At 65.5% G+C, this 18,880-nt stretch carries 16 protein-coding genes and 2 pseudogenes; 10 read left to right on the plus strand and 8 right to left on the minus strand.

Annotated features, from left to right (window positions below; all coding sequences use genetic code 11):
- The first annotated feature begins 5 nt into the window (after positions 1-5).
- On the plus strand, positions 6-1,361 hold the full coding sequence (locus tag ACQP2D_RS29260; protein WP_433679144.1) for an IS110 family transposase: 1,356 nt from the start codon (positions 6-8) through the stop codon (positions 1,359-1,361).
- 352 nt (positions 1,362-1,713) lie between these two features.
- Here ACQP2D_RS29260 and ACQP2D_RS29265 read toward each other — a convergent pair whose 3' ends face one another.
- From ACQP2D_RS29265 to ACQP2D_RS29280, 4 genes are all read right to left on the minus strand, one after another.
- Entirely contained in the window at positions 1,714-2,790 is a 1,077-nt protein-coding gene (locus tag ACQP2D_RS29265; RefSeq protein WP_433679145.1) for a CHAP domain-containing protein, read from the minus strand.
- A 140-nt stretch (positions 2,791-2,930) separates the two neighbouring features.
- Positions 2,931-3,860, minus strand: a complete 930-nt coding sequence (locus ACQP2D_RS29270; RefSeq protein ID WP_433679146.1) for a LysR family transcriptional regulator — start codon at positions 3,858-3,860, stop codon at positions 2,931-2,933.
- Between the two features lie 188 nt (positions 3,861-4,048).
- A complete protein-coding gene (locus ACQP2D_RS29275) occupies positions 4,049-6,853 on the minus strand; it encodes an aminotransferase class I/II-fold pyridoxal phosphate-dependent enzyme (protein ID WP_433679147.1) in 2,805 nt (934 codons plus the stop codon).
- A gap of 158 nt (positions 6,854-7,011) precedes the next feature.
- Positions 7,012-7,683: a TetR/AcrR family transcriptional regulator gene (locus tag ACQP2D_RS29280; RefSeq protein WP_433679148.1), complete on the minus strand. Its 672-nt coding sequence runs from the start codon at positions 7,681-7,683 to the stop codon at positions 7,012-7,014.
- 250 nt (positions 7,684-7,933) lie between these two features.
- Between ACQP2D_RS29280 and ACQP2D_RS29285 the strand changes: the two genes are divergently transcribed.
- The 4 genes from ACQP2D_RS29285 (at position 7,934) to ACQP2D_RS29300 (ending at position 12,536) form a co-directional block, all read left to right on the plus strand.
- Entirely contained in the window at positions 7,934-9,649 is a 1,716-nt protein-coding gene (locus ACQP2D_RS29285; RefSeq protein WP_433679149.1) for a CocE/NonD family hydrolase, read from the plus strand.
- Positions 9,646-10,593, plus strand: a complete 948-nt coding sequence (locus ACQP2D_RS29290; protein WP_433679150.1) for a TIGR03621 family F420-dependent LLM class oxidoreductase — start codon at positions 9,646-9,648, stop codon at positions 10,591-10,593. Before ACQP2D_RS29285 ends, ACQP2D_RS29290 begins: the two co-directional genes overlap by 4 nt.
- A 25-nt stretch (positions 10,594-10,618) precedes the next feature.
- Positions 10,619-10,957 (plus strand): VOC family protein, encoded by a 339-nt coding sequence (locus ACQP2D_RS29295; protein ID WP_433679151.1) that lies wholly within the window; start codon positions 10,619-10,621, stop codon positions 10,955-10,957.
- Positions 10,958-11,258: 301 nt separating this feature from the next.
- Entirely contained in the window at positions 11,259-12,536 is a 1,278-nt protein-coding gene (locus ACQP2D_RS29300; protein ID WP_433679152.1) for an ATP-binding protein, read from the plus strand.
- 292 nt (positions 12,537-12,828) lie between these two features.
- On the opposite strand, the gene ACQP2D_RS29305 is transcribed toward ACQP2D_RS29300, so the two are convergent.
- Positions 12,829-13,431 (minus strand): TetR/AcrR family transcriptional regulator, encoded by a 603-nt coding sequence (locus ACQP2D_RS29305; RefSeq protein WP_433679153.1) that lies wholly within the window; start codon positions 13,429-13,431, stop codon positions 12,829-12,831.
- Between the two features lie 26 nt (positions 13,432-13,457).
- On the opposite strand from ACQP2D_RS29305, the gene ACQP2D_RS29310 reads away from it, so the two are divergent.
- The 3 genes and pseudogenes from ACQP2D_RS29310 to ACQP2D_RS29320 all read left to right on the plus strand — a co-directional run bounded on the left by ACQP2D_RS29310 (position 13,458) and on the right by ACQP2D_RS29320 (position 15,497).
- Positions 13,458-14,198 (plus strand): SDR family oxidoreductase, encoded by a 741-nt coding sequence (locus ACQP2D_RS29310; protein ID WP_433679155.1) that lies wholly within the window; start codon positions 13,458-13,460, stop codon positions 14,196-14,198.
- A 480-nt stretch (positions 14,199-14,678) separates the two neighbouring features.
- Positions 14,679-15,059, plus strand: a pseudogene (locus ACQP2D_RS29315) (serine hydrolase); the annotation flags it as partial.
- A 288-nt stretch (positions 15,060-15,347) separates the two neighbouring features.
- Positions 15,348-15,497, plus strand: a complete 150-nt coding sequence (locus tag ACQP2D_RS29320) for a hypothetical protein (RefSeq protein ID WP_433679156.1) — start codon at positions 15,348-15,350, stop codon at positions 15,495-15,497.
- A gap of 35 nt (positions 15,498-15,532) precedes the next feature.
- Here ACQP2D_RS29320 and ACQP2D_RS29325 read toward each other — a convergent pair whose 3' ends face one another.
- The 3 genes from ACQP2D_RS29325 to ACQP2D_RS29335 all read right to left on the minus strand — a co-directional run bounded on the left by ACQP2D_RS29325 (position 15,533) and on the right by ACQP2D_RS29335 (position 16,808).
- Positions 15,533-15,691, minus strand: coding sequence for a hypothetical protein (locus ACQP2D_RS29325; RefSeq protein ID WP_433679157.1), 159 nt, complete (start codon positions 15,689-15,691; stop codon positions 15,533-15,535).
- Between the two features lie 382 nt (positions 15,692-16,073).
- Positions 16,074-16,436 carry a YidH family protein gene (locus tag ACQP2D_RS29330; RefSeq protein WP_433679158.1) on the minus strand — a complete coding sequence of 121 codons (363 nt, stop codon included), beginning with the start codon at positions 16,434-16,436 and terminating at the stop codon, positions 16,074-16,076.
- A gap of 102 nt (positions 16,437-16,538) precedes the next feature.
- Entirely contained in the window at positions 16,539-16,808 is a 270-nt protein-coding gene (locus ACQP2D_RS29335) for a helix-turn-helix domain-containing protein (protein ID WP_433679159.1), read from the minus strand.
- A 291-nt stretch (positions 16,809-17,099) separates the two neighbouring features.
- Between ACQP2D_RS29335 and ACQP2D_RS29340 the strand changes: the two are divergent.
- A pseudogene (locus ACQP2D_RS29340) lies at positions 17,100-17,207 on the plus strand (SDR family NAD(P)-dependent oxidoreductase); the annotation flags it as partial.
- Positions 17,208-17,432: 225 nt separating this feature from the next.
- The gene (locus ACQP2D_RS29345; protein ID WP_433685799.1) at positions 17,433-18,740 is read left to right on the plus strand and encodes an MFS transporter; all 1,308 of its coding nucleotides are present in this window, start codon (positions 17,433-17,435) and stop codon (positions 18,738-18,740) included.
- Positions 18,741-18,880 lie beyond the last annotated feature (140 nt).

Consider the following 18,880-nt stretch of genomic DNA (forward strand, 5'->3'; position numbering starts at 1 on the left):
CGTTCGTGGGTAACAGTAGTGGCTTGTCGCGGGGTGATCGCAACCGAAACGCACGTTTGGCGCGGTTGCGGGCGCTGGTCCCGGTCGATAACGCTATCGTCGGGATCGATCTGGCTGATCGCAAACAGATGGTCGTGGTGACCGATCACGACTCGAAAGTGTTGGCGCGCAAAACATTCCGATGCCGCGCTTGGGATCTGGGTGCCGCGTTGGACTGGGCAGGTCAGCGGGCGGTCACGGCGGGTTTCACCGGTGTGACGGTGGCGTGCGAACCGACCGGACACCGGTGGCGAGTACTGGGCCAGCTGGCCGCCGACCGCAGCATGGCGTTCGTGTGCGTCCAACCGTCGATGACCTCCTGGTCACGCCGCGCCGAGGACCTCACCTGCGACAAAACCGATGAAAAAGACGCGGTGCTGATCGCCCGGCTGACCGCGCAGTTGCGCTGCTATGTCCCCGAACCAGTGGATGAAACGTGGGGCCGGTTGCGGCATCTCGGTGCGCGACGTGAGCAGTTGCTGGTGGAGATGGTCAGCCAAATCCAGCAGCTGCGCGCATTACTGGAATGCGTGTGGCCCGCCGCGCTGGACACCGCGCGCCAACCGTTCCGATCTCGCACCTGGGTCGCGACGTTGAGCGTGATCTGCGATCGCGACGGCGGCGATCTGTCCCGCACCCGCCGCCTCGGCATGACCCGCCTCGAGCAGGCCGTCCGCCGCGAGATCACACGCCGGGGAGGTCAGAAACCCTCGCTGCGGATCGCGCGCAACGTGTTCAACGCGCTCGACGACCAGGCCGGGGTGGTCGCGCACCGGCGCGGCGCACTGGAACGAGTGCAGCTGCTGCTGGGCGACTGGATCGAAAACCAACGCCGCCTCACCGACACCGAGGACCGAATGACAGCCGTGCTCAACGAACTTCGACTCACCGACCTGGTCACCTCCATCACCGGACTCTCCGCGGTCGGTGCTGCCGCGATCCTGGCCCAAACCGGTGACCCCACCCGGTTCACCACCGCCCGCGCTCTGGTCAAACACGCCGGACTGGCACCCCGGGAGAAACTCTCGGGCACGTTCACCGGACGAACCAAACTCACCGGCCAAGGCCGGCCCAGCCTGCGCCTAGCCGCTTGGCGGGCGGTCTGGGGCGCCCAACGCGCCAACCCTGTCTATGCCGCCCGCTACCGGCACCTGACCAGCCGCGACGACAACAAACTCAGCCCCACCCAAGCCCAAGCCGCCATCGCCGCCGCCATCCTGCGACACCTGCATGCCGTCATCACCACCGGCCGACGCTGGGATCCACACACCGCCACCCACGGCACACAACCAACCGACACCCCAATCCCGGTGGCCGCCTGACCAATTGAGCGGCCATCGAGCGGCCGGTCGGGGCGAGCCCCACTCGGCATAGAGACACTGCGTGATCTCGCCGGAAATCATGGGCAGCCCCGCCCGTCGTCACCTCAACCCGATTACACGCTGCTGGGCTCAACCCCATCACCGCTATGCAGGGACCACGACGGATGAGGGCACCGACCGAACCGCTTGACACGAAACGACTTACGCTGATTTCCAGTCGCCTCCTTCTCGCAGAATGATCTCGGCGAGACCGACCATACGGTCTCGCCGACCGTCGGGCGGCAACGTAGGAGCAGCGTCGTAGCAATGATGCAGCAACGTGACAGTGGTGATGCCGTAACGGGTCTACCGGCTACACCGCGACGGCGGTCTTCGAAGTGGCAGGCGGGTGCACGACGCCGGTGAAGTTTCCGCTGGAGATGTTGTAGGTGTGCTGACGTACGGCGTCGCCGGAGTTACCTTCGATGGTGGTGATGGTGTTGCCGTTGCGGGCCACCACCACACCAATATGGTTTTGACCAGCGAAGACGACGAGGTCGCCGGGGCGGGCGCTACTCATGTTGCTGTCGGCCCAGCCGTTGCCCGCGGCGTCGGACCAGACGCTGGGCACATAGTTCGGGTTGCTCCAGCCCACGTTGATACCGGACTTTTTCCAGACCCAGGTGGCGAAGGACGCGCACCATGCGGCGTCGATGTTGTACGGCCGGTTCACGTGGTTGGTTCCGATTTCGGCGACGCCGAGTTCGTTCTCGGCGAATCCCTTGATCTTGTCGATGGTGCTCGCATCGGCGGGCGGCACATAGCTGTGACCGGACCACGCGGTCGTCAAGGCCGTCGTGGTCCCGCCGTAGTAGCTGCTCGTCGGATTTTCGGGTGCGGAGTTGTTGATGTGGTCGGCATGCCGCTGGATATCGGTCGCGGCGTCGAGCATCCGCTGCTCCACCGTTGCGGCGGTGGAGGCGCATGCGGTCCGCAGTGGACCCTCCACCGATTCCGGCCAGTACTGTTTGCCTGCAGTATCGGTGAGCGGTTCGAACGTCTTCTTTGCGTCGTTAATGGTGCCTTGGAGTTGCTTGACCGCTTTCTCGATGTCGTCGTATGTGTCGCCCGCCACGGAGTAGGTTCCGTAAGTCGAGCTGTCGACGCCTTGGTCGTTGTCTTCCATCGAGGCTTTGATGTCCTTCAGCGCCGAGACAGTTTCGTTGTGGCTGGTCGTCGCGATCGACTGATTCTGATCGTCGATAAGGTGCTTGTCCTGCAGCAGTTTCACGAATTTCGGAGCTCTGGACGGCGTGCCCGCGCCCAAGTTGTCGACGTTGGCCTGAACCGCCGTGTGAGTGGCACTGACGATGCCTTTGAGCGTGTCCGATGCATAATCGGGAACAGTCAGTGACGGGATGATCCGATAGTGATCAACGGTCGGACTCATCACAGCCCCCGATCATCGCTCAGCTGTGGACTCACGAACAGCGCCATCCGTAATCCTCTACGCGCCAGGGACATACGCGATTCGAGTATCATCCATCCCCAGATTTGGGAACAGTTTCGCCCGCATGCGAGCGAGACCTATTACTCCACGCTTGTCGGCGATCCGGCGCGCGCCGAAACGTCCTGCCGCGCACCATCGCCGGTGTCGACGACCGCCTGGGAAAAGGCGCGGATCAGCGGGTTTTCGGCGGCGGTGCGCCACACCAGCGCCCACCGGCAGCTCGGCGCGTCGCGGATCGGAACGAAGGCCAAGCTGGGCCACGGGTAGAAGCGCTCGGCCTCTGCGGCGACGGCGGCCACGACCCGTCCGGCGGCCACCGTATTGAGAAGTTCGTGCCAAGTGGAGACCGCGGGTCCGCGTGCGATCGGTCGACCCGTCGGCGTGTGGAAAGGGTTGAGCACTTCCTCCATATAGGGCGGAATCGACCGTCCCGCAACAATGACGCACTCGCCGAGGTCTTCCAGACAGACCGACTCCCGCGCGGCATACCGGTGGCCGGCGTCGACCATCAACATCACCGACGAGGTGTGGGCGACCGGCCCGACCGTGAGGTCGGGCTCACGCACCGGCAGCCACACCAGCGCGACGTCGACCTCACCGGACCGCAGCAGTTCCAGTGGCGCCGGTGGCTGGATCTCACGATGGTGCAGTTCGACTGCCACATGCCGGGCTTGAAACAGCTCGATGGCGTCGACCAGCACCGATGGATGTGGCCCCATACTTCCCAGCGTCAGCACACCCGCCATACCGCGCGCTACGGCGGACACACTCTCGACACCGTCCATGATCTGCCGGTACCCGGCACGGAGCTCCCGGTGCAGCTGTTCGCCGAGCGGCGTGAGCCGCACAACTCGCGTCGAACGGTCGAACAGCAGCCCGCCGATACGGCGCTCCTGCTTCTTGATCGACTGGCTGACCCGGGCCTGGGTGATGTGCAAGCGTTCCGCGGTGCGGCGGAAATGCAGCTCCTCGGCCAACGTCAAGAAGATCTCGATGTCCCGCAGCTCCACACCGCACTCCAACACGCCTATGGCCGATTCCTGGAAGGATCAACTATAGGAAGCCGATCGTTTCACAACATCGGTCATGTCGTTCCACAACATCGGTCACTGCGCCGGTGCCGGTCATAGGACTCTGCTCCACCGGTCCCTGCCCCAGAAACCTCCAGGGCTTCCCCCGGGACAGGCTGCTGGACAGCTCAGGAGATCCCTACCCGGTTGTGGCTTGCTAGCGCCGGAGCTGCCTCCGGCGCACCGTCGGACGCCGCGGCAATTGCGAGCCGGGCCGCGGCCAGCCGCGCGAGCGCGTCCTCGGTGAAGACCGACAACCCGAGGTCGGGGTTGTATCCGTGAATTTCCTTGACGTCGAGTTCGGCCAGGAAATACAGGATCTCGGTCGAGAGCACCTGACCTGGGACCAGCACCGGGAAGCCGGGCGGATACGGGACGACGAAGGTGGTGGACACCAGGGTCTTGCCCTTGGCGAGCCGTCGCCCGGCGTCGCCGAGCAGCACGTGTTCGCGGTCCGACTCCTCATACCCGGCGTAGAAGGCCGAACGCATGTCGCCGAACGAGCTGGCGGCGGAGGGACGGAACACGCTGTCGAACTCGCTGAAGTCGGGCAGTGCCGGCAGATCCTTGGTGATCTCGTCGACCCGGCGCTGCTGCAGGGCCTGATCGGCTTTACCGGCCGCGCTCCGGCTGCGCTCGAAGTCGGTGGCCACCCGACGCAGCACGTCGAGCAGGTAGTGCACGCTCGACCAGGTGACGCCGATCGTGAAGATCAATAGCACGCTGTTGATCGAGGTCTTGTTGATCTGGATACCGAACCGGTCCATCAGGATCTTCTCGCGGAACTCGAACCCGTTCATGCCGGTCTTGCCGATGAACAGCGTGACCCGAGTCGGGTCGAGCACGAACTGATCGGAGCGCCACGCCTCGTTCCACTCTGCCAAACCACCCTGCCTGACCTGCCGGTACGAGCTCACTTCGGAAGGCCGGAACTCGTCGGGCACCAGGTCGGCCTCATCGAGGATGCGGAACCACTTGCCGATCAGCCGGTCTTTGCGGACGCGGTGACGGAAGACCAGCGCCATGTCGTAGACATTGCGAACCAGCTGGAAGCCCTCGATATCGACCTGCCGACGCGCCAGGTCCAACGACGCCAGGAGTTGCTGGTTGGGCGAGGTCGAGGTGTGGGTCAAAAACGCCTCACCGAACGACTCTCGAACGAGGGCTTTGAAATCCTGATCGCGAACATGGATCATCGACGCCTGCCGAAGCGCCGACAGCGACTTGTGGGTGGAATGCGTCGCATATACGCGTACCCGCGCGCGCCCGGGGTCGGGAAGCAGCCGGCGGTTGCTCCACTCGGCGCGGTCGATGCCCTGCATCGACGCACGCCACGTGCGATATTCCTCGGCGTACCCGGGCGAGGACAATGTCGATTCGAGTTGCTCGGCGGCCACCATCGCGGTCCGCTGCCGTGCCCACGGCACCGCGGTCGCGAACGCGTACCACGCCTCGTCCCACAGGAAGCAAATGTCCGGCTTGATCGCCAGGACCTCCTCCATCACGCGCCGGGGGTTGTAGACGATGCCGTCGAAAGTGCAGTTGGTGAGCAACAGCATGCGCACTCGGTCCAGTTGTCCGGCCGCCTCGAGGTCGAGCAGCGCCTTCTTGATGGTGTGCAGGGACACGGCTCCGTAGATCGCGAACGGCTCGAGCGGGTAGGCATCCAGGTACATCGGGTACGCCCCGGCCAGCACTAGGCCGTAGTGGTGCGACTTGTGGCAATTGCGGTCGATCAGAACGATGTCGCCCGGCCGGGTCAGGGCCTGCACGACAATCTTGTTCGCGGTGGATGTTCCGTTGGTGACGAAGTACGTCTGATCGGCACACCATGTCTTCGCGGCTTTGTCCATCGCCGTCCTGATCGTGCCGTGTGGGTCCAGCAGCGAGTCCAGCCCGCCGGAGGTGGACGACGTCTCGGCCATGAAGATGTTGCGGCCATAGAATTCGCCCATATCCTGCAGCGACTTGGAGTTGAAGATGCTGGCGCCACGCGCGACGGGAAGGGCGTGGAATTGGCCGACCGGCGCGGCCGCATAGGCACGCAGGGCGTCGAAGAACGGTGTGGCGAACCGGCTCCGGAAGCCGGCGAGCACCGTGCTGTACAGGTCGGTGACATCGTTGAGCCGATAGAACGTGCGGTCATAGACGTTCGGCTCGTCTTCGGTCTCCGCGGCGATCGACTCGTCGGTGAGCAGATACAGGTCGATATGCGGCCGCAACTGCCTGATCCACTCGCCACATTCGACCCAGTTCTGGGTGCGGTCGGTCACGACCACGTCGTCGTTGGCGCCGAGCAACGTGGTCATCAACGGCACCCGGTCGCGGGAGCGAAGCGGCAGGTCATGCCGGATGATCGCGGCCTGGATCTCGCCGTTCAACGCGACGGCGGTGATCGCGTCCTCGATGCTCGACACGACGAGCAGCTCGAACCGCACATCGTCGGACGGGTCGCGAAGCGCCCGCAGGCTCTCCGCCAGACTCTCGGGGGCCTCGGGCGGGGAATCGTCGCCGAGCAGGACGGTGACGAACTGCTGCCGTTTGGCCCGCGCCACGAGTTCCTGATCGGCCAACGGCACGGAGGTGTCGAACACGGCAGCACCATCGCCGTACTCGGACAGCAGGCGTACGGCCAGCGACACCTCCTCGGTGAGCCGCGCCGTTGCGAGATCGGCGACAAATCCGCGAAACTCCGCCAGTCCGGCCGCGCCTGGGTACAGCCAGTACCGCTCGTAGGCGCTGAGACGATCGAGGAGGCGACGCACCCGGGCGACTTCGTGGGTGGTGTCCAGCCCGGCCCGGTTGACATCGGCGAGCCGACGGCACGCGTCATCGAGCAGATTCCATGTGTCGATTCGCGAGTACGACGGGTTCGCTACCGCCGCCAGCGCGGAAACACTGAGCCCTTTCGGGCGCTGTCCGTCTCGATGCATGTCGTCAGTCCCGCCCCCCGATCAGTGGGCGAAGTGATCTGTCGAATACGAAAGGTCACCTGGAACATTCATCCCTGCAAATATTCTGCCCCGCCACCGAGCAAATTCCTAGCTGCACGAAGTCGGCCGGGAGCGGCCGTTTGCAGCTCGTCAGAGGCTCAGGGTGCCGTCGCCGAGGTATCGCTGCCACTCTCGTCGACCGGTGTTATGTCCCCGATACGCTCTCTCTTCGCGGCGCCGGCTCCGGCCACGACGAAGTTGACGGTGTTCTCGACGAACGAACGGTCGAGGACGTCGTTGGTGACCAGGAGCCGTAGGTACACCGGCCCGAGGAGGAGCTCGATGATCTGGTCTGGATCGGTCGACTCGGGAAGCTCACCTCGTTCGATCGCCCGCTCTGTGATCGGCCGGGCCAGGGCGAACCTCCTCGCCCAGAACCGCCGTCCCGTTTCGGCGAGTCGGGGGTTGCGCGGCGCCTCCGCGGCAAAAGCCCGAGCGGCCGCGTCGACCAGCGGTGACCGCAGGTTCTCCACGATCGCCTCGAGGTAGGCCAGCAGGTCACTGCGGAGCGCACCCAGGTCAGGGATCGGCACCGATTCCTGCGCAGCCTCGATCATCGCTTCCAAGAGCAGATCGTCCGGCGTCCCCCAGCGGCGATAGAGCGTGGTCTTGTGGACGCCGGCGCGACGGGCTACCGCATCGAGGGAGAACGCGGCGTAGCCGACCTCGGCGAGCTCCTCGAGTGCGGCGTGCAGCGTCGCGGCCCGTATCCGAGCGCTGCGGCCTCCCGGCCGCTTGCGTACGGCGTCGTAGGGCTGGTCCGTGCTCACGCGCAACAACGTTAACGCAACAGATTGTTGCAGCGAAATCGTCGGCCACGCGGTTAGATCTGCCACCGTGGCCGCAAACGCAACATTTTGTTGCCATTACGGGACGAGGTTGATAGCCTTATTGCAACATGAAGTTGCATTAGATCGGACAGAGGCATGACAAAAACAGGTCACGAGGTACCAAGCTTTTCGGGTATGCGGCTCTCGAGGACCGCCTTCCGGACCCGGATGACGAAGGAGAACACCGGCCATGCCGAGCGTTGACGCCGTGCCATCCGGGATCCGGTTCGAGCACGACATCCAGATCCCCCTGCATGACGGCGCAAGCGTTCGCGCGGATGTATTCCGCCCGGACGAACCTGGTCGGTACCCGGTCGTCGTCGCCCAAGGGCCGTACGGGAAGGATCCGTGGATCGGTGCTGCCTACGCCGCCGAGTGGGCCGACTTCGTTCAACGCCATCCCGAGGTCGTCGAGAACGGATCGTCCGGTCGTCTGATCGCCTGGGAGTTTGTCGACCCTGAGCGCTGGGTGCCGCGTGGGTATGTGGTCGTGACCGTCGATGTCCGGGGCCAGGGCAAGTCACCCGGCTACTACGACCCCTACTCGCCGAGGGAGACCAACGACTACGTCGACGTCATCGAGTGGGCGGGGACGCAGGAGTGGTCGTCGGGGCGTGTGGGACTGATCGGTGTGTCGTACATGGCCGCCAACCAATGGCAGGTCGCCGCGTTGCGGCCGCCCCACCTGGTCGCCATGATCCCGTGGGAGGGCTCCTGCGACCTCTATCGCGACACCAGTCATCCGGGCGGGATCCTCTCGAACCGCTATCCGGTGACGTGGTGGATCAACCAGATCATGGTGAACCAGCACGGCAACGGCGACACGCCGTACCGCGACCGGTTCGGCGACGAGCCCACGACGGGTCCTCCGCTCAGCCGGGCGCGGCTCGAACTCAACCGGGCACCGATCGCGTCGAGCGCCCTGTTCCGGCCGCTCGACGGCCCGTATTACTGGGAGCGGACACCCGACCTCGGCCGTATCGAGGTGCCGCTCTTGTCCGCGGCGAACTGGGGCGGTGCCGGGCTGCATCTGCGCGGCAACATCGAGGGCTTCGTTCGAGCCGGCTCGCGCCAGAAGTGGCTCTTCACGCACTCGGGCGTGCATTTCCACGACTTCTACCTCTCCCATGGCGTCGAGCTCCAGCAGCGGTTCTTCGACCACTTCCTCCGCGACGTCGACAACGGCTGGGATGCCGAGCCTCCCGTCCAGCTCCTCATCCGACGGCCTGAATCAAGCGAGCGCCGGGCCGAAGCAGCCTGGCCGATCCCGCGGACGGTCTGGACGGCCGCGCCCCTCACCGCCGACGGCCGGCTCGGCCTCGAACCCGGCTCGGCGGACGCCCAGCCGGGGCGGGTGAGCTTCGACGCGCTGACGGAGTCGCTGACGTTCATGACGAACTTGCTCGGATCCGACGTCGAGATCACCGGGCCTGTCGCCCTGGTCCTTTGGGTCAGCTCGACGACGTCGGACGCTGATCTGTTCGTGGCGCTGCGCGCCTTCGACGGCGATGGGACCGAGGTGACCTTCGAGGGTGCCCATCACGTGCGGGTGCCGATCGGGCTGGGGTGGCTGCGCGCATCGCACCGCAAGCTCGACGAGGAGCGCTCGCTACCGTATCGACCGTTCCACACCCATGACGAAATACAACCGCTCGTTCCCGGCGAGGTATACCGCCTCGACATCGAGATCCAACCGACGAGCTTCGTCGCGCCTGCGGGATACCGGCTGGCACTCACCGTTGCCGGCACCGACTACCGCCCGCCCGGGGCCGACGGACCCGGACCGCTCGACCACGACGACCCGACCGACCGGCCTTCGTCGATATACGGCGGGAGAACCACTCTGCACCTCGGGGGCCAGTACCCGAGCCACGTCCTGCTACCCGTCATCCCGGAGCGATCATGACCATCGAGCACCCATTCCGTTTCGGCACCCAGCAGCGCCACGCACCCGACGCGGCCGGATGGCGGTCGCTCGCCTGCCGGGCGGAGGATCTCGGATATTCGAGCCTCTTCCTGCCCGACCACTTCCACGATGCCTGGTCTCCGCTGGTGCCGCTGACGGTTGCGGCCGAAGCGACGACGACGCTGAAGGTCGGGACGCTGGTGATCGACAACGACTTCCGGCACCCGCTGGTGCTCGCCCGAGAGATCGCCGCTTTGGACCTGCTCAGCGAAGGTCGGGTCGAGCTCGGGATCGGCGCAGGCTGGATGACAGCCGACTACGAGCAGGCCGGCCTGGCGATGGACCCTCCGGGAGTCCGCATTGCCAGGCTGGGCGAGGCGGTCGAGATCCTCCGCGGGCTGTGGTCCGAGGACTCCTTCAGCTTCACAGGCAGCAATTACCAGCTCCGGCAAGCGGTCTGCACGCCCCGGCCGCACACACCCGGTGGCCCGCCACTCATCATCGGGGGAGGTGGGCGACGTGTGCTGACGCTCGCCGCTCAGCACGCCGACATCATCGGTGTCGCGGCGAAGCTGTCGAGCGGCGTGGTGGGCGCCGAGACGGCGGCGACAGCCGTCCGCCACCACTACCTGGAGCGCCTCGAGTGGATTCGCGACGCGGCCGGGCCACGTTTCGGGGACCTCGAACTGCAAGTGCTCGTGAACCTGGTGTACGTGGGCCCGGACCGCAAGGGCTTCGCCGAATCGATCGCTCCCCTGGTCGACCTCTCCCCCGAGGACATTCTGGACGCACCCGTCACCTTGGCCGGAACCGTCGACGAGATCTGCGACCAGCTGGAAGAACGTCGGACGATGTACGGCCTGTCCTACATCGTCATACAGGACAGTGATCAATCTGCCATGCAGGCTTTCGCACCCGTGGTCGAGCGTCTCACGGGGCGCTGACGCGAGCATCGGGAAAGGACTGGATATGCAGGTATTTCGCACGCTCACCCGGTTCTACGTCGACGATCTCCCGTCGGCGATGGCGCTGTTCGAGGCCGTCTACGGCCGCCGCGAACTCGAGTACCGGCACCCGATATACGACCTGCAGGTCGCCGTGGTGGGGTCGGCCCTGGTCATAGCAGGCGCCGCCGAAGAGCTCGATAAGGTCCGTGGCGCACAGGCGGCGATCGTCGTCGACGACCTGGATGCCGCACTGGCGCTCGGAGGCAGCAGCGAGCGGGGCATCCAGGAAGCGGACGGCCGCCGCCAAGCCACGGTGACATACGCTCACGGCGCCGTCATCGAGTGGATCGAGCTGACTTAGCCTCGACCTACCCACGGCCTTGGCATTGCAACGGCATTCAGTTGAGTGGGTGGCTCGGCGCCGGTAGCCGGGCTTGGCGCCGGCGTTGCTATTCGCCGCGGCGCTGCGTTCGTCAATCGAGCGGCAGCGCGGTCTGGACGAGACCGGCCAGCCCGACGGGCGACATCGTGGTTCCTGCGATGGATGTCTCGCTCATCGCATTTGCCCGAGGTTTGCGCCGCGGCTTGCTCACGCCCTCTGTGGGTGTTTACTGAAAGAGCGTCTCAGTTGGCCCACCCTCCCATGGCAGTTCGAGGTGCGCATGCCGGTATGGCGACTGCGTGAATTTCGTGACGATGATCTGGATCAGGCAATCCAGATCTGGGAACAGAGCCGCGCGATCGGCGAGCAGCCGGTGTTCGCGTTGGCGGAGGTGCTGGCGTCCGCGCGAGCAGGGCAGCCGGCGGTGGTGGCCGAGGTCGGCGAAGAAATCGTCGGAATGGCGGTCGCCCAGATACAGAACGAGCGTGCCTGGGTCCTGCTGGTGGCGCTGGGTACACAGTGGCGGCGGCGCGGTATCGGTAGTGCGCTGCTGACCGAGCTGGAGCGGCGGCTGCGGTCGAATGGGGTGCGGCGGATCTGCACGCTCCTCCCGCAGGATGCCACCGGGTCGGTCGCGTTCGAGAATTCCGGATATCTGCGCAAGACGGGTTTGGTCTACTACGAACTGCTGGAACCGTTGGCTCCCGCGCAATCTTCTTTGCTGACCGAGCTGGGTGGTCGGCTGCTGCCACCCGGGTTGTGGCAGTCGATGGCAGGGATGGACCGGGAGAAAGACGTCATCGAACGACGGATCGTGTTGCCGTTGGCGAACCCGGATGTCGCGGAGCATTATCGGGTCAAGCCACCCAAGAGCGTGATTTTGTTCGGACCGCCGGGCACCGGAAAGACCAGTTTCGCGAAAGCGGTGGCCTCGAGACTGGGGTGGCCGTTCGTCGAGTTGTTCCCGTCCCGGTTGGCCGCGACGGCACGCGGCGGGCTCGCGGCGTCCTTGCGTGAGGTGTTCGCGGACCTGGCCGAACTCGACGAACTTCTGTTGTTCATCGACGAGGTGGAGGAGATCGCGGGCGCCCGCGAGGGGACGGCGACCAGCCCGGCGCATGGAGTAACGAACGAACTGCTCAAGCTGATTCCGGCATTCCGGGAGGATTACAGCCGCCTGCTCATCTGCGCCACCAACTCGGTTCGTTCGCTGGACTCGGCATTCCTGCGGCCGGGCCGCTTCGACTACGTGATACCGGTCGGTCCACCCGACGAACCCGCCCGCGAAGCGATCTGGCAGCGCTACCTCGGCCCCGCCGCCGAGAACATCGACCTCGACCATCTGGTGCGCAGTACAGCCCACTTCACCCCCGCCGACATCGAGTACGCCGCCCGCGCCGGTGCGCAATCGGCGTTCGAACGCGCGATGCGCGACGGAATGAACGAACCCGCCAACCTCGAGGACTACCTCACCGCCATTGCCAACACCCGCCTGACTTTGACACCGGACATCCTGACGGCGTTCGAACACGACCAAGCGAACTACACCAGACTCTGAGACCCGCCGTCTCGTCGAACGGAAACCGGAAACTCACCGGCACCGAGTCCGGGGCGAGTCCGCGCCGCGCGATCGCCCGATCGACGATGTCCTCGCCGGATTCGTCCATGCCGAAATCGCCCGGGAGCACGAAGACGCGACATCGGTGAACAGGACGTGCACGACCTCGCGCAGCTGCGAACCCTCGTCGGCCTCGGCGTCACGACGACCGTGCTCCGCGCTGGCCGGTTCGGTCAGCGCGACCAGCAGCGGTGAGGATGTTGGTACCCGGCCGCAACTCGGCGTATTCGTCTCAGGGGCGGTGTGCGCGGAGCCCGTCGACGAGGATCGACAGCAACCGCGGCCCTCGCGCGTCGAGTTCGGCGTCGTCGAGCCGCGAGAGCCAGCTGATGAGCACGATGACGTCGCGGGCCTCGGCGTCTGCGCGGACGCTGCCGGCCGAGCGACCGGCAGCCAGCAGTAACTCCACCGCTTCACCGATCGGGCCGAGGCTGTGTGCGGCGAGGTCATGCCAGGTCGCTGCCTCGACGGCGGCGAACACGTCGCGCTTGACCCGGGCGTATGCGGCCACCCGGTCGAACCACGCCGCCAACGCATCCAGCGGCTCGTGCGTCGCCAGCAGGCGCGAAGCTGCGGCGACCAACTCGTCCACCTCATGGCGGTACACCTCGGCGAGGAGGTCCTCACGTGTCGGGAAGTGCCGATACAGCGTGCCCTGGCCGATGCCGCAGGCCTTCGCGACCGCGTTGAGCTTCAGCTCTCCCGGCTCGCGCACGAGATCGCGTGCCACGCGAAGGATTCGTTCGCGGTTGCGCTGCGCGTCCGCGCGCCGCGTTCCGTCGCTCTTGACAGAATCGGACATGTGTCCGCTAAGGTCGGCAGGGTAACCGGACATGTGTCCACTATAAGCGGAGGATCCTCATGACCATCCACGGCAAGGTCGTCGCCATCACCGGCGCCAGCAGCGGAATCGGCGAAGCAACAGCTCATCACCTCGCCGCACTCGGTGCGGCGGTCGTCCTCGGCGCCCGCCGCACCGACCGGCTGGACCGGCTGGTTGCCGAAATCGAAGCCGTCGGCGGCGAGGCGGCCGCCGCGCGCGTGGACGTCACCCGTCCCGAAGACCTCCACTCGCTCGTCGACTCCGCCGTCGAGCGCTTCGGCCGTCTGGACGTGTTGGTGGGCAACGCCGGGATCAGCAGGATCAGTCCCGTCGCCGAACTGGACGTCGCGGGCTGGTCGGCAATGATCGACGTGAACGTCAAAGGGATCCTGCACGGGATCGCCGCGGCCCTGCCGGTGTTCCGCCGTCAGGGCAGCGGCCACCTCGTCACCGTCGTCTCGACCTCCGGCCTGAAGATCGTCCCCGCCCAGGCGGTGTACGCCGGCACCAAGAACGCGGTGCGCACCCTCCTGGAGGGCCTGCGGCAGGAGAGCACCGACGGAGTCCTGCGGACGACCTCGATCTCCCCCGGCTATGTTCGCACCGAGCTCATCGACAACGCCGTCGACGATCCGGCCGTACGCGAGCAAGCCATGCAGAACATGGCCGATCTCGGTATCGACCCCACCGCGGTGGCCCGAGCGATCGCATTCGCGATCGACCAACCCGATGACGTCGAAATCGGCGATCTGACCATTCGACCGACTCGGCAGGGCTGAGTGACCCGCTCATCGGCATAGAAAGACGTCAGATTTCGCCGATACCAACCGATCTCGGCCGCGCAGATCGACGTCGATGTTCACCGATAGCCGCGACAACCCCCGCGGTCCGGCGCTGCAACAGACCGTCGGGATCCAACCCCGAGCGTGGAACTGAACCGGACCGAAGCCGCGGCCTTCCCTACCGCCTACGGGCTACTGCGAAACCGGGGAGGTACGACCGTGGGGGTAGGGGGAATTCCGGGGATTACCGGATAGGCATGGGTACACCTCGTCTCTACCGTCGTAGCTGTCACATCGAAATGACCTTGGTCGCTTGGTGGAGAGAGGTAACAGCGTGGGCGCGAGCATATTTCGGCGGCGCGGCCGGTACGCCATCGTCGCCGCAGCACTGCTGACCACGGCCGGCTGCGGCGGTAGCACAGCGAAACCGAGTACGGCCGCGCCACTGCCGGCACAGGTCTCCGACGCGCTGGCGGATGGGTCGACGCCACCGACTCGGAGGCGGCGTGGGCCGGCGCTGCCGGCGCGATCATCTCCACCGGCGCCGACCTGAACCGGTTCTTCACCGCACTGGTGACCGGAAAACTGCTTCCGGCAACACAACTCGCGCAGATGGAACAAACCATGCCGATGTCGCCCGGCACAGAGATGACCTACGGCCTCGGCCTGATCCGATTCCAGATGCCTTGCGGGACGGAAGCGAAGGAGGTCTGGGGGCACTCCGGCGGCATTCCCGGCTTCAGCACCCTGGCGATCGCCACCCCCAACGGCACCGCGGCAACCCTCAGTGTCAACACCGACCAGACCAACGACCAGTTTTCCACCGCAGCGGCCGGTATCATCTGCGCGGTCGCCTGACCCGACAATTGCGACCGATCACCACCCACCGCAACCACTCGGTCGACACCCCTCGGCCGGACCCGCGCCGACCGCGTCCTGCCGGATCCCTTTCCGCAGGGTCTCGACGGTCATTCCCAGCCGGGTCGAGACCGACTTGATCGCGGCCTACTCGCCTGTCGCCGACGCGATCTCCGCGACCGGTTCCCCGCTGCGCAACCCGCCGACGAACGGCACCAGGCCTGGCGCGCAGCTGTCTTGATGGGTGCCGCCGACTCGTTGGGCCAGGTTGCCTGCAGCTCCGCATACATGTTTCGCAAATTGCTCGTCTATCGTGCGGAATGCGCCCGGAACAGCCGCAAGGAGCTCGGCCGACGAGCGGAACATATCCTGACCAAACTGGGCTTCACCTCGCGTACCCAGATCGCGGCGTGGGCCGTCGAGCAGTCCGAACTCTGAATCTTTCAGCTGTCAGACGCATTTCGCCCGCACGGTCACGGGCCGAGAAACAATCGTTCGTTCGGCAGGCGGGTTGCGGGCGGGCAGTCCTCGACGGTATAGAGGATCAATTCGATTGCGCACCAGCGCTTTTGCTGCCAATCGCGGATCAGGTTGTCTGCCGCGGCGACAGCGGCTCGATAGTCGAAGCCCATTCCGCCCAGCCAGATCCGCAAGTGCACATCACCGTGCGCGGGGGACCCCGCTCCCCCGACAGATGTCAGCAATGGACCGGTGCTGTCGGGGCGCGTCGTCGACGTGCCACGCCGACGCCAGCGCGTCCAAGAGTGTCGGGCTCGCCTCCTGTGCCCGCACACGTAGTGGCTGTGGCCGCTTCGCCGACGAAGGGCTCGCATCGTGAACTGCACGCTGTCGATTCTGTGGATTCATGAGTGTCCTCGAGAGAATTCCTGGCCTGTCGCCTGCAGCCTTCTTTCCTCGAGCACGATCAGCGACGGGAGAACTACCTACTCCGCATACCTGTTTCCTGATCCACAACCCAGGCGCCGGAGAGCGCTCGCGCCCGGACGCGGCCGATCAGTGTAGAGCGCCGGCGACGGTGACGACGCCGGCGAAGACCGCAACAGCGGTGCTGCCGATGGCGAGAACCCACAGGTCACGCGCATCGGGCATGTCGGCGCCGGATTCCAGTGCTTGCCGCACCTGCAGCCACCGGCGCAAGCCGGCTATCGGCGCGGCGACCGCAAGGAGGATCATCACGGTACCGAGCAGGGTTCGTGTCGACCCAGTGCTGAATTCGGGGACCAGGTGCACCATTGCGATCCCACCGGCGAGTAGACCGAGCGAGGTTCGAATCCAGGCCAGAAAGGTCCGCTCACTGGCGAGTGTGAAGCGCTCATCCGGTCGCGAATCAGGTTCGACGGGAGGCGTATCTGCCACGATCACATCCTCACAGTGTGGCTGGGTTGCTGGGTCTGCACGGAAGGCTCCTTGTTGCGCGGGTCGCTGCGGACCGATCGGCCGCTGCCACGTCGGGCCACATTAGGAGACCCAGATCCCATTCTCACGGCGCTCCGCACCAATGTTCGATGCACCGATTGTCGCCGCGTCACAATTCCACTGCGTCAGGCTGGGCAACGCGGGCAGCAGCCCCAGTGCGACTCGCAGCTCCAGCGTCTCGGTGCCGATGCTCCGACCAAGGAGCACTTCGGCGTGACGAACCCGATCGGTGACGGTGTCGGGATGGACGGTGAGCCGTTCAGCGCCGCGGATGCGACCGAAATTCTCGTTGAGATACACCGCCAGCGTCATCGCCAACCGCTAGGTGGTCTCGTCCTCGACGAGCCATGCCCCAGTACTGCTGATGGTTCCTGAGTCGGCGGTCACTCGCTTCCCGTGCCGGGTGAATCTACCCACGTTTGTCGTGCGATCACAACGAGTCACGCACACGTTGGCGCGCGCTCACAAGCGCTCCCCAACACGCCAACGCTAGCTTGTGACCATGATCACGTTACCGCCGCGAACCACAGCCTCGGACCTGTCCGCCCAGGTCCTGGCCACGTTCGCCGAACCACCAACGACGATTTCGGTGGCGTTGACACGGTGGTCAACCCCCGACTCTCTGCTTACCGCGCAACCACATTCGCTGTCCGCGGTCTCTCGCAGGCACTGGGCGTGGAACTCGAGCCGCACGGAATCGCGGTCACCACGATCTGCCCCGGTCGCCGCGGAAGCCGACATCATGTACGCGCTGTCCCTGCCCAACCCCTCTGGTGGCCCGGTGGGTCGCGGCGAAGTTCGCCGCCGTCGCCGAGTGAGCGTGCAGTGACATCAGTTTCCCCTCCGCCCTTACGGGTTTCAGTATCCGATCGGCTCGAACGTCTACCCATATCTCGCTGGCATCACATGGTCTGTGCCCTGATGATCGGCGCTTTCATGTTCGAGCTCATCGACCTCTATTCGTTCGCGTTCAGCGCGCCGGCACTGATCGAGCACCTTGGATTCTCAGTGCGTGATATCGGCGCCATTACCGCCGCCACCGGCATCGGTGCGTTCGTCGGAGCGTTTGCCGGTGGATGGGCGGCCGGGCGGTTCGGCCGCAAACCGGCACTCGTCGCCTGCCTGGTGATGTTCTCCGCACCGTCGTTGCTCAACGCCGCAGCCTCGACACCCGAGTTGTTCGTGATCCTGAGGTTCCTCATCGGAATCGGGTATCAAGGGATGACGGTGGTCGGTGCGGTCCTGCTGGCAGAGCTCGTCCCCGGCCGGGTGCGTGGCCGCGCCATCGCTTGGGTGATCACTATCGCCGGAATCGGTCCGACGTTGCTCGCGTGGCTCGCATTCGCCCTGATACCCAACTTCGAATGGGGATGGCGCGCACTGTACGTCGTCGGTGGGCTAGGGCTGTTGCTGGTGGGTCCCTTCCATCGGCAGCTACCGGAGTCACCGCGCTGGCTCGAGTCCCGTGGGAACCTGGCCCGCGCCGATTCGACAATGACCGGCATCGAGGAAGCGGTACGCGCAGCCGGACACACGATCACGCCCCTGCCTGCATCTGCACCCGCCCCGATTGCGACCCCCACGTCGACAGAAAATCGCGGCAGCGGAATTCGCACACTTTTCCGGGAGGGATACGGCAAACGATTCGTGGTCGCCTGCGCGCTATGGATTCTCGGTGTGGTCGCCTACTTCGGGTTCACTGGGTGGCTGTCGACGCTACTGAAACTGCAGGGGTATGACCTCGGTCAATCGACACTGATCACCGCGGTCGTCACCACCGTCGGCGTACTGGGATTCTTCTCGAGCACCGTTGTTACCGATCGCTGGCAGCGCAAGTATTCCCTCGCCGTCGTCGGCGCAGTGTTGGGCATGGTCGCGTTGCTGTTCACCGCGGGAAACTCCACCGCCTACGTCCTGGGAATCGGTTGCGTGCTCCAGGTCCTGTTCCAGCTGGTCGTACCGCTCACCCAAACGTATTCGGCCGAGATCTTCCCCACCCGCTTCCGATCGATCGGCTCGGGCTGGGCCAGCGCGTCGGCCCGGATCGGCAACATCCTCGGCGCCTTCGCCATCACAGCGATTCTGGATCATTGGGGAATCCCCGCGGTCTTCTACTTCATCGCTGCCCTCATGTTCATCCTCGCCATGGTCATGGCGTCTCTCGGGGAGTCGACGAGCGGCTCCCTCGAACGGTCCGATGAACGTGCCGACCCCGAGAGCGCGGTCGCAGCCGACGGGAACTGACGCCGGACAGTCGCACGGATCGTCAGCACCCGGTCCGGCCGAAAGACAACACATGGTCTGCCCCCTGGCCCATTGGCGACCCCCCACCCGCAGTCCTTCCCGACTGACGCGCTCATCGCGCAAAGACCCTATATAGACAG

The organism is Nocardia sp. CA-119907 (genome assembly GCF_050955995.1).
Taxonomy (GTDB): Bacteria; Actinomycetota; Actinomycetes; order Mycobacteriales; family Mycobacteriaceae; genus Nocardia.

Bases quoted from the DNA above. Each gene is read 5' to 3' on its own strand.
- ACQP2D_RS29265 (WP_433679145.1), bottom strand. From the start codon at position 2,790: ATGAGTCCGACCGTTGATCACTATCGGATCATCCCGTCACTGACTGTT.
- ACQP2D_RS29275 (WP_433679147.1), bottom strand. From the start codon at position 6,853: ATGCATCGAGACGGACAGCGCCCGAAAGGGCTCAGTGTTTCCGCGCTG.
- ACQP2D_RS29285 (WP_433679149.1), top strand. From the start codon at position 7,934: ATGCCGAGCGTTGACGCCGTGCCATCCGGGATCCGGTTCGAGCACGAC.
- ACQP2D_RS29290 (WP_433679150.1), top strand. From the start codon at position 9,646: ATGACCATCGAGCACCCATTCCGTTTCGGCACCCAGCAGCGCCACGCA.
- ACQP2D_RS29295 (WP_433679151.1), top strand. From the start codon at position 10,619: ATGCAGGTATTTCGCACGCTCACCCGGTTCTACGTCGACGATCTCCCG.
- ACQP2D_RS29300 (WP_433679152.1), top strand. From the start codon at position 11,259: ATGCCGGTATGGCGACTGCGTGAATTTCGTGACGATGATCTGGATCAG.
- ACQP2D_RS29305 (WP_433679153.1), bottom strand. From the start codon at position 13,431: ATGTCCGGTTACCCTGCCGACCTTAGCGGACACATGTCCGATTCTGTC.
- ACQP2D_RS29310 (WP_433679155.1), top strand. From the start codon at position 13,458: ATGACCATCCACGGCAAGGTCGTCGCCATCACCGGCGCCAGCAGCGGA.
- ACQP2D_RS29320 (WP_433679156.1), top strand. From the start codon at position 15,348: ATGTTTCGCAAATTGCTCGTCTATCGTGCGGAATGCGCCCGGAACAGC.
- ACQP2D_RS29325 (WP_433679157.1), bottom strand. From the start codon at position 15,691: ATGGGCTTCGACTATCGAGCCGCTGTCGCCGCGGCAGACAACCTGATC.
- ACQP2D_RS29335 (WP_433679159.1), bottom strand. From the start codon at position 16,808: ATGACGCTGGCGGTGTATCTCAACGAGAATTTCGGTCGCATCCGCGGC.
- ACQP2D_RS29345 (WP_433685799.1), top strand. From the start codon at position 17,433: ATGTTCGAGCTCATCGACCTCTATTCGTTCGCGTTCAGCGCGCCGGCA.